The organism is Flavobacterium sandaracinum (assembly GCF_004349135.1).
Classification (GTDB): Bacteria; Bacteroidota; Bacteroidia; order Flavobacteriales; family Flavobacteriaceae; genus Flavobacterium; species Flavobacterium sandaracinum.
Window position 1 is genome coordinate 69,755 of record NZ_SMFN01000001.1, and the last position, 15,019, is coordinate 84,773.

Consider the following 15,019-nt stretch of genomic DNA (forward strand, 5'->3'; position numbering starts at 1 on the left):
ATATATCAGTAGTAATGGCTAAAGAAAATAATCCAAATCCGAATAAGTTTAAAGTAAGCCCTTGGCTAATTTATACTGCAATATTATTAATTTTCTTATTTATAAGTTTTATAACAGGTGGTTCTAGTCTAAACGAACCAGGACAATTGACGTCTTCTAAGTTTAACGACTATTTAGAAAAAGGTCAAATTGAAAAAGTGATCGTTTACAATAAAACTGAGGCTGAAGTTTTTCTAAATGCTGCAGCGATGAAAGATGCTGTTCACAAGAAAGTTTCTAAAGATGTTTTTGACCGACCAAATAAAGGACCACATTATACATTTGACATTGGTAACGATCAAATATTTCAAAATAAGCTAGAAAAAGCAGTTGCTGAAGGAAAGTTGAAAGATTTTAACTTCTTACCAAAAAATAATTGGTCGGATATTCTAATTAGTTTATTACCTATTATCATCATTATTGCTGTTTGGATCTTTATCATGCGAAAAATGTCAGGTGGTGGTGCAGGTGGTGGCGGTCAGATTTTTAATATTGGAAAATCGAAAGCAAAACTATTTGATGAAAAAACAGATATCAAAACTACTTTTAAAGATGTAGCTGGGCTAGAAGGTGCAAAAGAAGAAATTCAAGAAATTGTTGAATTCCTTAAAAACCCTGAAAAATATACTAATTTGGGTGGTAAAATACCAAAAGGAGCCTTGCTAGTTGGACCTCCGGGAACTGGTAAAACTTTATTAGCAAAAGCCGTTGCTGGCGAAGCACAAGTACCATTTTTCTCTTTATCAGGATCTGATTTTGTGGAAATGTTTGTAGGTGTTGGAGCTTCTCGTGTACGAGATTTGTTTAAACAAGCTAAAGAAAAATCTCCTGCAATTATCTTTATTGATGAGATAGATGCTGTAGGTAGAGCCAGAGGAAAAAGCAATATGTCTGGCGGAAATGACGAACGTGAAAATACATTGAACCAATTACTGACAGAAATGGACGGTTTTGGAACAAATTCAAACGTAATTGTTTTGGCTGCGACCAACAGAGCTGATGTACTGGACAAAGCATTAATGCGAGCTGGACGTTTTGACAGACAAATTTTTGTTGATTTACCAGACATTCGCGAAAGAGCTGAAATTTTCAAAGTGCACCTTGCGCCATTGAAAAAAGTTGAAGGATTAGACACTGAATTTTTAGCCAAGCAAACTCCAGGTTTTTCAGGTGCTGATATTGCCAACGTATGTAATGAAGCAGCTTTGATTGCTGCTAGAAATAACAAAACTGCTGTTGACAAACAAGATTTCCTTGACGCTGTTGACAGAATTGTTGGTGGTCTTGAAAAGAAAAACAAAATTGTTACTCCTGATGAAAAGAAAGCGATTGCTATCCATGAAGCAGGGCACGCAACGGTAAGTTGGATGCTAGAACATGCTGCTCCGTTAATCAAAGTAACCATAGTTCCTAGAGGACAAAGTTTAGGTGCTGCATGGTATTTACCAGAAGAACGATTAATTGTTCGTCCTGACCAAATGCTTGATGAAATGTGTGCAACAATGGGTGGAAGAGCTGCTGAAAAAGTAACTTTCAACAGAATTTCAACTGGTGCGTTGAGCGATTTAGAAAAAGTGACCAAACAAGCTCGTGCTATGGTAACTATTTATGGATTGAATGATAAAATAGGTAATGTAACTTATTACGATTCAACAGGACAAAGTGAATATAACTTTTCTAAACCTTATTCTGAAGAAACAGCTAGAGTTATTGATGAGGAAATTTCATTATTAATTGAAAGCCAGTATCAAAGAGCCATTCAAATATTAGAGGAAAACAAAGACAAACTGAATCAATTGGCAAATATATTAATCGAAAAAGAGGTTATCTTTAAAGATGATTTAGAAGCTATTTTTGGAAAAAGAACTTTTGATAAAAATTTAGAAGAAGTAGTATCTTAGAAAAACACATCATTATTTAATTATTTTTAAAATCTTAATTCAAAAACAACTTTTGAATTAAGATTTTTTTATCTTTGGACGTTTTCAAATAATAAATTATAGCAGTTTACAGCAATATGAGTCTTTTTAGAAAAATTTTTGGTTCTAGTAATCCTACCTCTGAGGAAGATAAAGAAAGTGAATTTAGTAACTCAAATACTGAAAACACGACCTCAATAGATGAACAATTTATATTTAATTTTAAAAAAAATGGAGGTAAATTTTTATACTGTGAAAACACTGATGAAGTAAAAGAGCAATTTGAAAATATTTTAGAAGAAAATGACTGGTTTGAAAGTGACGTTTTATGTTACGATCCGGACCTATTCCCAATGCTTGATGACAATAAATTACAATATATAAAACCAGTTAGTCCCAAGTTTATTCTTGCCAGTTGTGAAAATTTAATAGCAGATGAAGGTTCCATCCTATTTTCATCTAAACAAATTAAACAACATAAACCAAATGAATTGCCTGTAAATATAATTGTTTTAGCAAAAACAAGTCAAATTCTTGGAACTAAAAGCGATGGGTTAAGCGCCATTAAAAAGAAATACGAAAGAGATTACCCAACGAACATTACCACTATAAAATATTTCGAAAAAGCCAAAGAAGAAGACTTCACTCAATACGGAAGTTCTGCCAAAAACCTTTACTTATTGCTTTTAGAAGATCTTTAAGATGAATGAAACTCTAAAACGAGGTATATCAGGAGCTGTTTATATCATATTATTACTCGTCTGTATTTTATATTCAACTGAAACCTTTTTTATTTTATTTGGAATTTTTCTACTAATTGCAATTTATGAATTTTGCAATCTTATTCACATACCTAAAATATTTCCAATTCTTTTTGGAATCTTATTGTATACTTCCGTAACACTAGTTAGCCATTACAATAAGAGCACGACTGAAACTATCAATCAACTGTTCAATACTAATTTAGAACTTTCAATCAATATCCAACAATTAGACATTGTCTTATTGGTTATTGCCTTAGTAGTATCTGTGAAATCTATTCTTTTCTTATTTTATGATAACATTCAAAAAATAAGCACTTCTTCAAAATATTTATATTTATTAGGGTATATCATGTTACCCTTTGTGTTTATCACCAAAATTTCTTTTGGGATAAATGATTATAATCCTAAAATTATAATTGGTTTATTTATTCTAATTTGGACCAACGATACTTTTGCTTATATTGTAGGAAAATCAATAGGACGAACTAAGTTATTCGAAAAAATATCACCAAAAAAAACTATTGAAGGATTCTTAGGCGGAATACTTTTTGCCGTTTTAGCAGGTTATTTAATATCAAAATATTACATCAAAGCCAATCCTGAATTTAGTGATCGATCCATACTAATCTGGACTTCTATCGCAGTTATTGTAGGAATAGCAGGGACTATAGGAGACTTAATTGAATCTAAATTCAAGCGTATTGCGGGTGTAAAAGATAGCGGAAATATAATGCCCGGTCACGGAGGTATCCTAGATCGTTTAGATAGTGTTATATTTGTAGCACCAATAATTTTTTTATTTTATCAAATCTTAAACTATGTTTCATAAAGAAGGAACCCAATCTATTTTATTAGGCACAATTTTCACGGCTGTTGTCCTTTTATTGTCTGATAATTTTATAGACATCATTTGGCTTAAAATGGCCATTCAAATAGCTGCACTGCTACTTTTAATTATCATTTTGCAATTTTTTAGAAATCCTAAAAGAGTGGCTATTAAAAATGAAAATCAAATCCTCGCTCCTGTTGACGGTAAAGTTGTGGTTATTGAAGAAGTGTACGAAGCTGAATATTTCAAAGACAAACGCTTGCAAATATCCATTTTTATGTCTCCCATAAACGTGCATGTTACGCGTTATGGTTTAAGTGGTATTGTGAAATTTAGCAAATACCATCCTGGTAAATTTTTAGTAGCCTGGCATCCAAAAGCAAGTGAAGAAAACGAAAGAACAACTATAGTAATAGAAAATAAAACTTTCGGAGAAGTCCTTTACCGTCAAATTGCTGGTGCACTTGCAAGAAGAATTGTAAATTATGCTGAAGAAGGAATGCAAGTTATTCAGGGAACTGATGCTGGTTTTATAAAATTTGGATCAAGAGTAGATATCTTTTTGCCTTTAGGTACTCCCATTAATGTCAAATTGAATGAAAAAGCAATAGGGGGAAAAACAGTAATTGCTACCAAAGCATAATGATTGAAAAAGATTTAGATATTCGATTTCTGGAAGCAGTTAAAATAGCCTCTGACATGACACAAGCCTCTTTACCTCAAGATGTGCAGTTGCGTCTTTATGCTTATTACAAGCATGCTACCTTTGGAATCTTAGATCTAAAACAAACTTCTTCCTACCATTTAAGAGATGCTTTCAAAACAAATGCATGGATGCAAATAAGCCACCTGACAGCAGATGAAGCTAAACAGCAATACATCGAAATGATTGAGTCACTGGCAAAAAAATAGTTCATTATGAAAAAAAAAATATTTTTAATTCCTATATCCTTTCTTTTAATTATTTGCTTTTCTTGTAATAACAAAAAATTAATAGAAGTAGTTGAAGTTCCGTTACCTACTGCGGCTGAACAAACCACTAAAATTATTGGATCTCCTGATGACGTAAAAGCAAACGAAGGTTCATTTCAAATGGAAAAACTACCTTACGCATACGACGCTTTAACACCCAGTATATCTTCAACCACTTTAGAAATGCATTATTCTAAGCATTATTTAACGTATACTAATAATTTGAATAAGGCAGTATTAGGAACCGCACTAGAGAACCTAACCATAGAAGAAGTGTTAACTAAATTAGATCCTAATGAGGCGGCGCTTCGAAACAATGCGGGTGGATTTTATAATCATTCTCTGTATTGGAAATGCATGGCTCCAAAAGCGGGTGGTCAACCTACAAATTCATTGGCAGAGGCAATTACTAGAGATTTTGGTTCATTTGAAAACTTTACTACTTTATTCAAAGACGAAGCTACAAAACAATTTGGTTCTGGTTGGGCTTGGTTACTTGTTGATCGCGCAGGAAAACTTCAGGTGACCAGTACATCAAATCAGGACAATCCTTTGATGCGAAATGCAGTTGTTCCTGGTACTCCAATATTAGCTTTAGACGTTTGGGAACATGCTTATTATTTAGACTACCAATACCGAAGAAAAAATTATATCGATGGCTTTTTCAATGTGATTAATTGGAAAAAAGTACAAGAAAATTACGATGCTATCGCAAAAAAATAACTTCTTCTTGTTTTCAAAAAAAGGAGGCTGATAAAAATATTTTTATCAGCCTCCTTTTTTTTTGATCATCAAACCCTTTATTACAATTGATAAATAAAGGATTCTGATGGTGCAATAGTGATTTGTACTTTTCCTTCCCCATTGACTACCTGCAACAGAGTAGAACTCGTATTGTATAATTGGTCTGTTATAGTATAATTCCCATCTTTCAAATTCCATTTTTTAATGATATCTGAGGGAATTTTTAATTCGAAAGCACTTGTTGTCAGCCAAGAAAAATTAGTTAAAACGATTAATTTTTGAGTATCAGACCAACGCGTATATGCATAAATCCCAGGATCATATCCAGCAGTAGTTTGTCGATTTACCGATTGAATTTCTTGATATTTTCCCATTAAAGCCGAACTATTCACAGAAAAATTCAAAAGTCTTTTATAAAAATCACGCAAGTCTTTTTCTTCTTGAGTCAATTGACCTCCATCAAATTTACCTTCATTCATCCAGCGTTGATGACTAGGAACTCCTATGTAATCAAAAATTGATGTTCTGGAATGCGTCCCAAAACCTGCATTTTCATTCCCAGCCTCACCTACTTCCTGACCAAAATAAACCATCGTAGGCGAAGTGCTAATGGTTGTAGAAACCACCATCAAAGGTTTTCCTTTTTGTGGCGTTCCCGCAAATTCAGGACTTGCCAAACGTTGTTCATCATGGTTGTCTAAAAAATGAAGCATGTGATGTTCAATGTCTGCCATTCCGTTTTGTATGTCTGACAATCCATCTGGTAAAGCTCTTCCTTGAATGACGTCTTTTAGTTTATCATACGTTTCTACTTTATCATATAAATAATCCATTTTACCTAGATGAATATAATTTCTATATTCTTTAGGATTGTAAACTTCGGCCAATAAAAAAGCATCCGGATTATTCACTTTAATGGCTGAATTCATGTAGCTCCAAAATTCAAACGGCACCATTTCGGCCATATCAAATCTAAAACCATCTATTCCTTTTGCTGTCCAATACAACGCAATATCTTTGAATTTATCCCATGAATCTGGAACGTCTTTTCCTTTCCAAAAATCATAATGTTCCTGATATGACTTGGTTTCAAAACCAGCAGGAAGTTCTGGAAAATCTTTGGACCCATCCGGACGAATACCATAATTCACTTTTACGGTTTCATACCAATCATTGCGATCTGGTTTTGCCTTACGGGAACCATTACCAGTCCATTTTGCAGGAAACTCATTAAATTTACCATCAATTAATGGATTCTTTTCTCCATTTAATGGCTTGTCTGTATCGGGAATTTCAAAGCGAGTATTAGGAATATAATAGAAGTTATTATCTCTTCTGTATTCAACAGTTGTATCATCATCAGCACCGAAATCTCTAACCCCATCAGGATTACTTTTTCCCTCATATTTGCGTGCAATGTGATTGGGAACAATATCAATAATCACTTTTAAACCTACTTTGTGTGTTCGAGAAATCAAAGCCTCAAATTCCTGTAATCGATTATCTGGATTTACAGCTAGATCTGGGTTTACATTATAGTAATCTTTCACTGCATAAGGAGAACCAGCTCGTCCTTTTACCACTTCCGGATCATCATTAGAAATCCCTATAGCGGAATAATCCCTAATTACAGCATGATGAGGAACGCCAGTATACCACATATAAGTAACGCCTAAATCCTTTATTTCCAGTAAGGCTGTTTTCGTAAAATCATTGAACTTCCCAACTCCATTTTCTTCAATGGTTCCCCATGGTTTGTTTGTGCTGTTTTTATTTCCAAATAATCTGGTAAAAACCTGATATACTACTTCTTTTTTATTGGAAACTGACTCTTTCTGTACTACTTTCATTTTTAAATCTTTCGTTTTACAAGCCGTTGCTAAAAGCATGACACTAATTCCTGCAACAATAGTTATTTTTTTCATCCTAAAAAATTATTTGTGCTGATTTCAATTCTTTATAGCAAAATGAATATCAATTTTTAAATTTAATATATTTTAAATACAAAGAAGTCTATATCTTTTGAAATTCTAAAATTCTGTTTTTAAAACAGACACTACAACGAGGGATCAATCCCATTTGTTAATAACTTTGACGCTACAATCTACTATTTTTTTTGACTTTGAACTAATTATAAATATATCCTAATATCCATTATGGTTGTATCCTTTTTCATAAATTTGACAAAAATTAAATACATTGAAGAAATTACTATTTTTCCTTAGTTATTGTTTATTACTGTTTGTCACTAATTTGGTTTTGGCGCAAGCTCCAAAAAAAATCATAATAGAGAACGCTGACTTTTCAGATGTAAATCAAGTAGAAGTCCCTGATGCCGTTTTATTAATTGGAAATGTACGTGTAAATCATGATGGAATAGTTCTTACTTGCAATAAAGCCTATTATTTTCAAAAGGAAAAATACATAAAAGCTTTTGGAAATGTACAAATGGTGCAAGGCGATACTTTATTTTTGAACAGTAAATATGCTGAATACAACGGAAATGTAAAAAAGGCATTTGCTTCAGGAGATGCCGTAATGAGTTCCCCTGATGCAACTTTAGTAACAGATATCATCAATTTCGACCGAAATATTCAAGAAGTATTTTACGACACTCCAGGAACCATTACCAATAAAGACAATACGCTAAAAAGTAATTCAGGAAGGTATTTTGTAAAACAAAAGAAGTTTCAATTCTTAACCGCAGTTACCATTACAAATCCTACTTATGTGATCAAGTCCAATCATTTGGATTATTTCAGTAATTCAGGTCATTCGTATCTATTTGGACCATCCACCATTACCAGTAAAGCCAATTTTATTTACACCGAAAAAGGGTTTTATGATACCAAAAAAAATCTGGCTCATTTCCTGAATAAGTCCTACATCAAATACGATGATCGAGTGATTAAAGGAGATAGTCTATATTATGATCGGAATAGAGAATTTGCATCTGCAACACGAAATGTAAAAATAACAGACTCCATCAATCGCGGAATCGTAAAAGGACATTATGCCGAAGTATACAAAAAACTAGACTCTATGTACGTGACTAAAAGAGCTGTAGCAGTGAATTTTGTGGAAAACGACTCTGTTTATATTCACGGAAAAAAATTAATGGTTACCGGTAAAGAAGGAAACCGAATCGTTAGAGCATTCAATAATGCTCGGTTTTATAAAACGGATATGAGCGGCAAATGTGATTCAATACATTCGAGTTCAAAAACTGCTTTGACAAAAATGATTGGCAATCCAATACTTTGGAACGCCGAAAACCAAATAACTGGTGACGTCATGCACTTGATAGGCAATAATAATACACAAAAACTAGATTCGCTAAAAGTACTCGAAAATACCTTTATCGTTTCAAGAGATACTCTGGGAACTGGCTATAATCAGGTCAAAGGACAAAATCTCTACGGTAAATTTGAGGAAGGAAAATTACATGATGTCGATATTGTAAAAAATGCAGAAGTCATCTATTATATGCGGAACGAAGCGCAAGAACTTATTGGAATCAATAAAAATGTGAGTAGTAAAATCAATCTTATCTTAGAAAAAAATGAAATCGAAACCATTACTTTTTTTCAGCAAGTGGATGGCGATATTTTCCCCGAACAAGATTTACCTGAAAATGCCAGAAAACTGCGGGGGTTAGTTTGGCGCGCAGACGAACGGATAAAATCTAAGGACGATATTTTTCCTCCTGAAGAAAATGAAGACAATGATAAAATTGAAAAAGCGACAAAAGCGGCCGAAGCAAAAGAAGCTATTCCGATGAAAATCAGAAAAGAAACCTTGAATTATGACAAAAAGAAGGTTAAGAAATAGTCACATTGAACAGTTACAGACTTTAAAAAAGTATCAAATAAACGATTAAAAAACAATTTGTGAACACAGATTTTTTAAAATACCAAGCACAAACTTCACCCTATCCGCTAGGTATGGAGGTGTCACACGCTATAGGTTCTTACATTTATGCAACAAACTCTAGAAAATACCTAGATTTTGTGGCAGGAGTTTCCGCTTGTGCCTTAGGGCACCAACATCCAAGAGTGAATCAAGCCATCAAAGATCAACTTGATAAATATTCTCACGTCATGGTTTATGGTGAATATTCACAAAGTCCTGCAGTAGAATATTGCAAATTATTAGCATCACTCCTGCCCGCTCCTTTAGACAAAACGTACTTGGTAAATTCAGGCACAGAAGCCATCGAAGGCGCTCTAAAACTCGCCAGACGAACCACAGGGAGAAGCCAATTGATCTCGTGTCACAATGCCTATCACGGCAACACTATGGGTTCATTGAGCGTTATGGGATTTGAAGAACGCAAGCAAATCTTCCGTCCTTTGATCCCAGATGTTGATTTTATTACGTTCAATAATGAGGAAGATTTATTAAAAATAACTACCAAAACAGCCGGAATTATTCTGGAAACCATTCAAGGTGGTGCTGGATTTATTCAGCCGCACAATGATTTTCTCAAAAAAGTGCGTCTACGTTGTGATGAAATGGGCGCAATAATGATTCTGGACGAAATCCAACCGGGTTTCGGGAGAACCGGAAAACTTTTTGGATTCCAAAATTACGATGTGGTTCCTGATATTCTAGTCATGGGAAAAGGAATGGGTGGCGGTATGCCAGTAGGCGCTTTTACGGCTTCATCTGTAATGATGGATTTATTAAGCGACAATCCAAAATTGGGACATATCACTACTTTTGGAGGTCACCCTGTCATTGCGTCAGCCTGTTTGGCAACTCTGCAGGAAATAACTGAAACCAATCTAATGACCGAAGCGATCGAGAAAGAAAAGCTATTCCGATCACTTTTGGTACATCCTTTGATAGAAGAGATTAGAGGAAAAGGTTTAATGCTTGCCGCAATGACCAAAAGTGCCGATACAACTAATAAAGTGATTCTCAAATGTCAAGACAAAGGACTCATTTTATTCTGGCTACTATTTGAAGGAACTGCAATCCGTATCACGCCTCCACTTACTATTTCTGAAGAAGAAATAAGAGAAGGTTGTAGCATTATACTTGAAGTAATGGATGAAATAATGATTGAAGAATGATAATTAACGATTTTTGATTGCAACATTTAGTAGTATTGAAGAAACATCAAAACACTTATTCAAAACTATTAAAAAAAATTGGGAGCTAATCCTGCTATCCGATACAATCTTTTACTTTTTGGCAGCAAAAAGTAAAAGGATTTCCACTCCTATCAGGGCTATGGGATCTGTTTTAACCAAAACTTTTTTGTTAATTAAATTGTTCACAACAATTCCAACTTTACCTCACAGTACACGTACGATTACCTAAATTTATTTAGGCTAAATTAAAAACACACAGTATGCAATTAAGCAACGAAGAAGAAGACTATAACTTATCCCTGTCTAAATTTGAGTCGATGTTGAAAACCAACAAAGTGCTCTTTTTTGACTCTGAAGAATTTGAAGAAATTATTCTTCATTATCTCGATATGGGTAAGTCCGCATTGGCAAAAAAAGCGTTAAAACTAGCACTAGACCAACACCCAAAATCAACTGGACTTAAATTAGTTCAAGTGGAGATGTTAGTCTTTGATGACAAACTGGAATTAGCCGAAAAATTATTGAATGAATTGTATGCTATTGAGCCAACAAATGAAGAAATTTACATCCAAAAAGCGAATATATACTCGAAAAGAGACCAACACGAAAAAGCTGTTGAGTTATTAAGAATCGCATTAAAATATACTGATGACAATGCTGATGTTTATAACTTAATTGGTATGGAATATCTTTTTATGGACAACCTTGAAATGGCAAAAGAAAGTTTCATCAAGTGTTTAGAAGAGGATTTAGAAGACCAATCTGCACTGTATAACGTAGTGTATTGTTTTGAATTTTTAGATCAAAATCAAGAGGCTATCAGTTATTTAAAAAAATACATCGATAAAAATCCATACAGCGAAATCGCTTGGCACCAACTAGGTCGCTTACATTATGGGGTTAAAGAATATGAAAATGCCATTCGCGCCTTTGATTACGCCACGTTAATTGACGATGAATTCCTAGGAGCGTTTATGGAAAAAGCGAAAGCTTTTGAACGATTAAAAAAATATGAAGAAGCTATTGAAAGCTACAGCAGAACAATCGAATTGGATGATGCTACTTCGTATGCGCTACTGCGAATGGGAAAATGCTATGAAAAGCTTGGTAACTCTGTTTTAGCCTTAAAATACTTTAATGAAACAGTACATGAAGATCCCCTTTTAGACAAAGGTTGGATCGCTATAACTGATTTCTATGTTCGCCAAAAAAACTTTCAAAAGGCGCTGTTTTATGTCAATAAAGCATTAGCAATTGACAACCAAAATCGGTTGTACTGGAAGCGTTTTGCCTCCATAAATAAACAAATGAATTTCTTTGAAGAAGCAGAGTTTGGCTATAGAAAAGCAGTAGAATTTGGGGATCATTCCTTAGAAACTTGGTTGTTCTGGGTGGACATATTACAATTTTTAGGAGAATTCGAAAGTGCTATTCAGACTTTATTACAAGCATCCGAATATTTTCCAGAAGAGAATGAAGTCGAATACCGTTTAGCAGGGTTGTACTTTATGCTAACGGATAATACAAAAGCAAAATTCCATTTAAGCAATGCCTTGCGATTGAATTTTGAGAATTACATTCTTTTAGAAGATTTATTCCCAGTAGTTTGGGCAAAAAAAATGGTACAGAATTATATTGCAAAACATAAAAAATAATAATGATTGATATCGTTAGAAAGCGCTTTGGATTACTGGGTCGTAATATAAGTTATTCTTTTTCGAAAGGGTATTTTACAGAAAAATTTGATAGTGAAAATTTTGAAGGCTGCACGTATGAGAATTTTGATATTCCAGAAATAAATGCCTTTCCCGAAGTTGTTAAAAACACGCCTGATCTCAAAGGAATGAGTGTCACTATTCCCTATAAAGAAGCAGTACTTCCATTTTTGCATAAACTTTCGAAAAAAGCACTGCTAATTGGCGCTGTCAATACAATTAAAATTACCAAAAAAGGAAAGCTAAAAGGATACAATACGGATTATTATGGTTTTAAAAAATCATTACAACCGTTATTGGAACCGCACCATAAAAAAGCCCTGATTTTGGGTACTGGAGGCGCATCTAAAGGAGTAGCTTTTGCTCTGGATGAACTAAACATTCCCTACACCTTTGTTTCTAGAGAGGCGAAAGAAAATGGGATTGATTATGACCGAATCAATGCGACCACATTTGATAATTACCAAATCATCATAAACGCTACGCCAGTAGGAACAAGTCCTAATGTAGAAGCTTTTCCATTAATCCCGTATGAATATTTCACAGACAAGCATATTGCTTATGATTTGATTTATAATCCTGCCGAAACGCAATTCCTAAAAAAAGCAAAACAACAAGGAGCCAAAATTAAAAACGGTTTGGACATGCTGATTTTTCAAGCCGAAAAAGCATGGAAAATTTGGAATAAGTAATAAAAAAGTTTTACTGTAAACATATAAATCGTCTTGTTTTAAAACTGAATTACTTCTTAACAGTTCAACAGTTTCAAAACAAGACGATTTTTTTTGTGACTAAATAAAATACAAATTGAGGAATACCGTAAAGCAGTTAAATACTTAATGCTTTAATTTGATTGAAAATCAATTATTTGCAATTAATTTAACCACTTAAATTATGATCAAAAGAACAATTCTCATCGAAAACAAATCCTCAATCACTACAAAAAATCAACAATTAGTAATCAAATCAGAAATAAGAGAAAGTGCTATTCCAATAGAAGATATTGGCTTTCTAGTACTTGATCATGCTGAAATCTACTTGAGTATTCCTGCCATGAATCTTGTTGTTGAACATAATACCGCTATTATTATTTGCGGTAGCAACCATCTTCCCAATGGAATGCTTCTCAACCTCAACAGCCACCACATCCAGCAAGAAATATTCAAAAATCAGATTGAAGCTTCCATTCCACTTAAAAAACAATTATGGCAGCAAACTATTGTTGAAAAAATTAAAAATCAAGGAGAATTATTAGCCAAAATAACGGCTAGCAAAAACACTTTTGAATTTCTAGCCAGTAAGGTTCTGAGCGGAGACACATCAAATATGGAAGGCGTTGCGGCACAACAGTATTGGAAACATTTCCCGCTACCCAATCATGAAAAAGATGGTATAAAAAGAGAGCGATATGGCGATTATCCAAATAATTTTTTAAATTATGGTTATGCTATCTTGAGAGCTGCTACCGCACGAGCACTTTCTGGAAGCGGATTATTAAATACTTTGGGGATTCATCACAAAAGTAAGTATAATGCTTTTGCTCTTGCAGATGATATTATGGAACCGTTTAGACCTATTGTTGATGAAAAAGTTTTTGATATTATGAAACGTTATCAAGAACAAGAACTTAATACGGCAATCAAAGCAGAACTATTGCAATTACTTACACAAACTGTTTATTTCAAAGAGGAGAAAAGTCCGTTGATGGTAGGATTACAAAAAACAGCTAGTTCACTCCAACAGTGTTATACCGGTGACCGTAAAAAAATAAAATATCCTAAATTATGGAACTTAACGGATATCGAATAATGTGGTTGTTCGTATTTTTTGATCTACCGACAGAAACCAAAAAAGATAAAAGAAATGCCTCACAATTTCGAGGTAATCTCTTGAAAGATGGTTTTAGCATGATGCAATATTCTGTTTATGTGCGCCATTGTGCGAGCAGTGAAAGTGCTGATGTACATGAAAAACGCATACACCGACTCTTACCACCTTTAGGAAAAGTGAGTGTTTTACGAATTACGGATAAGCAATTTGGAAATATTTTAAACTTTTGGGGCAAAGCTGAAGTCCCAAAAGCACCGCAACCCACACAACTCGAACTGTTCTAAATTTCCCCTCCTCTGGAGGAATGCATAAAGGGTGGGGCGGTCGCTACAAACAAAAAAATGCCTCAATATTGGGTTATCAAACCAATAAAGAGGCATTTTTTTATACGATATTTACTTTTAATACTATGAAAATCAGAAGATAACAAGCCAACTAATATCGTGTTTTCTAATCTTTAATCAAACCACAACTATTCAAGACGAAGGATGTCGGGAATAAAAAATATCGTGTTTTCTAATCTTTAATCAAACCACAACTGCCGGAGCATCGTCATTAAATACATATTCAATATCGTGTTTTCTAATCTTTAATCAAACCACAACTATTAACGAATTGGTTAATAATTTAGTTGGAATATCGTGTTTTCTAATCTTTAATCAAACCACAACCTGAGTTGATCTTATCTACCGTGGTTCTGTAATATCGTGTTTTCTAATCTTTAATCAAACCACAACCACAAGTTCCATCTGTGCGAACGTGATCTTAATATCGTGTTTTCTAATCTTTAATCAAACCACAACCAAGTGAGGACGATCAAAGGGAACTGGATAAATATCGTGTTTTCTAATCTTTAATCAAACCACAACATTTTTGACATCACTAAATGCGGTATTAAAATATCGTGTTTTCTAATCTTTAATCAAACCACAACATTTTAGAAACATTATAACTCCAAAGCATAAATATCGTGTTTTCTAATCTTTAATCAAACCACAACAGCAATCGCTCAAAATGCTTTGAAAAACGTAATATCGTGTTTTCTAATCTTTAATCAAACCACAACCATTTGTAAACATGGTTAACAAATTTGGGGAATATCGTGTTT

Annotated in this window: 13 protein-coding genes and 1 CRISPR repeat array (1 of these 14 only partly in view); of the genes, 12 read left to right on the forward strand and 1 reads right to left on the reverse strand. The window is 33.8% G+C overall.

The genetic code is table 11. The features are described 5' to 3' along the window. The first annotated feature begins 14 nt into the window (after positions 1 to 14). The 6 genes from ftsH (at position 15) to E0F91_RS00365 (ending at position 5,246) form a co-directional block, all read left to right on the forward strand. On the forward strand, positions 15 to 1,940 hold the full coding sequence (gene ftsH, locus E0F91_RS00340) for an ATP-dependent zinc metalloprotease FtsH (protein WP_132064402.1): 1,926 nt from the start codon (positions 15 to 17) through the stop codon (positions 1,938 to 1,940). A gap of 116 nt (positions 1,941 to 2,056) precedes the next feature. Beyond that, complete coding sequence (locus E0F91_RS00345; RefSeq protein ID WP_132064403.1) at positions 2,057 to 2,659, forward strand: LUD domain-containing protein; 603 nt, start codon at positions 2,057 to 2,059, stop codon at positions 2,657 to 2,659. 1 nt (position 2,660) lies between these two features. Beyond that, entirely contained in the window at positions 2,661 to 3,551 is an 891-nt protein-coding gene (locus E0F91_RS00350) for a phosphatidate cytidylyltransferase (protein WP_132064404.1), read from the forward strand. Beyond that, complete coding sequence (locus E0F91_RS00355; RefSeq protein WP_132064405.1) at positions 3,541 to 4,194, forward strand: phosphatidylserine decarboxylase family protein; 654 nt, start codon at positions 3,541 to 3,543, stop codon at positions 4,192 to 4,194. Before E0F91_RS00350 ends, E0F91_RS00355 begins: the two co-directional genes overlap by 11 nt. Continuing rightward, positions 4,194 to 4,463 carry an acyl-CoA-binding protein gene (locus E0F91_RS00360; RefSeq protein WP_132064406.1) on the forward strand — a complete coding sequence of 90 codons (270 nt, stop codon included), beginning with the start codon at positions 4,194 to 4,196 and terminating at the stop codon, positions 4,461 to 4,463. Before E0F91_RS00355 ends, E0F91_RS00360 begins: the two co-directional genes overlap by 1 nt. A 6-nt stretch (positions 4,464 to 4,469) precedes the next feature. Continuing rightward, positions 4,470 to 5,246, forward strand: a complete 777-nt coding sequence (locus tag E0F91_RS00365) for a superoxide dismutase (protein ID WP_132064407.1) — start codon at positions 4,470 to 4,472, stop codon at positions 5,244 to 5,246. 80 nt (positions 5,247 to 5,326) lie between these two features. Here E0F91_RS00365 and E0F91_RS00370 read toward each other — a convergent pair whose 3' ends face one another. Beyond that, complete coding sequence (locus E0F91_RS00370) at positions 5,327 to 7,192, reverse strand: alpha-amylase family protein (protein WP_132064408.1); 1,866 nt, start codon at positions 7,190 to 7,192, stop codon at positions 5,327 to 5,329. A 274-nt stretch (positions 7,193 to 7,466) separates the two neighbouring features. Between E0F91_RS00370 and E0F91_RS00375 the strand changes: the two genes are divergently transcribed. From E0F91_RS00375 to cas2, 6 genes are all read left to right on the forward strand, one after another. Beyond that, positions 7,467 to 9,098: an OstA-like protein gene (locus tag E0F91_RS00375; protein ID WP_132064409.1), complete on the forward strand. Its 1,632-nt coding sequence runs from the start codon at positions 7,467 to 7,469 to the stop codon at positions 9,096 to 9,098. A 59-nt stretch (positions 9,099 to 9,157) separates the two neighbouring features. Further along, positions 9,158 to 10,345: an aspartate aminotransferase family protein gene (locus tag E0F91_RS00380; protein ID WP_132064410.1), complete on the forward strand. Its 1,188-nt coding sequence runs from the start codon at positions 9,158 to 9,160 to the stop codon at positions 10,343 to 10,345. Positions 10,346 to 10,626: 281 nt separating this feature from the next. Further along, positions 10,627 to 12,021 (forward strand): tetratricopeptide repeat protein, encoded by a 1,395-nt coding sequence (locus tag E0F91_RS00385; protein WP_132064411.1) that lies wholly within the window; start codon positions 10,627 to 10,629, stop codon positions 12,019 to 12,021. A gap of 2 nt (positions 12,022 to 12,023) precedes the next feature. Next, positions 12,024 to 12,773 carry a shikimate dehydrogenase family protein gene (locus E0F91_RS00390; protein WP_132064412.1) on the forward strand — a complete coding sequence of 250 codons (750 nt, stop codon included), beginning with the start codon at positions 12,024 to 12,026 and terminating at the stop codon, positions 12,771 to 12,773. A 202-nt stretch (positions 12,774 to 12,975) separates the two neighbouring features. Then, positions 12,976 to 13,890: a type II CRISPR-associated endonuclease Cas1 gene (cas1, locus tag E0F91_RS00395; protein WP_132064413.1), complete on the forward strand. Its 915-nt coding sequence runs from the start codon at positions 12,976 to 12,978 to the stop codon at positions 13,888 to 13,890. Beyond that, positions 13,866 to 14,195, forward strand: coding sequence for a CRISPR-associated endonuclease Cas2 (cas2, locus tag E0F91_RS00400; RefSeq protein ID WP_132064414.1), 330 nt, complete (start codon positions 13,866 to 13,868; stop codon positions 14,193 to 14,195). Before cas1 ends, cas2 begins: the two co-directional genes overlap by 25 nt. Before the next feature lie 153 nt (positions 14,196 to 14,348). Continuing rightward, positions 14,349 to 15,019: a CRISPR direct-repeat array (repeat unit 36 nt; unit sequence AATATCGTGTTTTCTAATCTTTAATCAAACCACAAC); it runs 2,925 nt beyond the window's last position.

Excerpts from the sequence above, each read along its gene's own strand:
- ftsH (WP_132064402.1), top strand. The coding sequence starts at position 15 with ATGGCTAAAGAAAATAATCCAAATCCGAATAAGTTTAAAGTAAGCCCT.
- E0F91_RS00345 (WP_132064403.1), top strand. The coding sequence starts at position 2,057 with ATGAGTCTTTTTAGAAAAATTTTTGGTTCTAGTAATCCTACCTCTGAG.
- E0F91_RS00350 (WP_132064404.1), top strand. The coding sequence starts at position 2,661 with ATGAATGAAACTCTAAAACGAGGTATATCAGGAGCTGTTTATATCATA.
- E0F91_RS00355 (WP_132064405.1), top strand. The coding sequence starts at position 3,541 with ATGTTTCATAAAGAAGGAACCCAATCTATTTTATTAGGCACAATTTTC.
- E0F91_RS00360 (WP_132064406.1), top strand. The coding sequence starts at position 4,194 with ATGATTGAAAAAGATTTAGATATTCGATTTCTGGAAGCAGTTAAAATA.
- E0F91_RS00365 (WP_132064407.1), top strand. The coding sequence starts at position 4,470 with ATGAAAAAAAAAATATTTTTAATTCCTATATCCTTTCTTTTAATTATT.
- E0F91_RS00370 (WP_132064408.1), bottom strand. The coding sequence starts at position 7,192 with ATGAAAAAAATAACTATTGTTGCAGGAATTAGTGTCATGCTTTTAGCA.
- E0F91_RS00385 (WP_132064411.1), top strand. The coding sequence starts at position 10,627 with ATGCAATTAAGCAACGAAGAAGAAGACTATAACTTATCCCTGTCTAAA.
- E0F91_RS00390 (WP_132064412.1), top strand. The coding sequence starts at position 12,024 with ATGATTGATATCGTTAGAAAGCGCTTTGGATTACTGGGTCGTAATATA.
- cas1 (WP_132064413.1), top strand. The coding sequence starts at position 12,976 with ATGATCAAAAGAACAATTCTCATCGAAAACAAATCCTCAATCACTACA.
- cas2 (WP_132064414.1), top strand. The coding sequence starts at position 13,866 with ATGGAACTTAACGGATATCGAATAATGTGGTTGTTCGTATTTTTTGAT.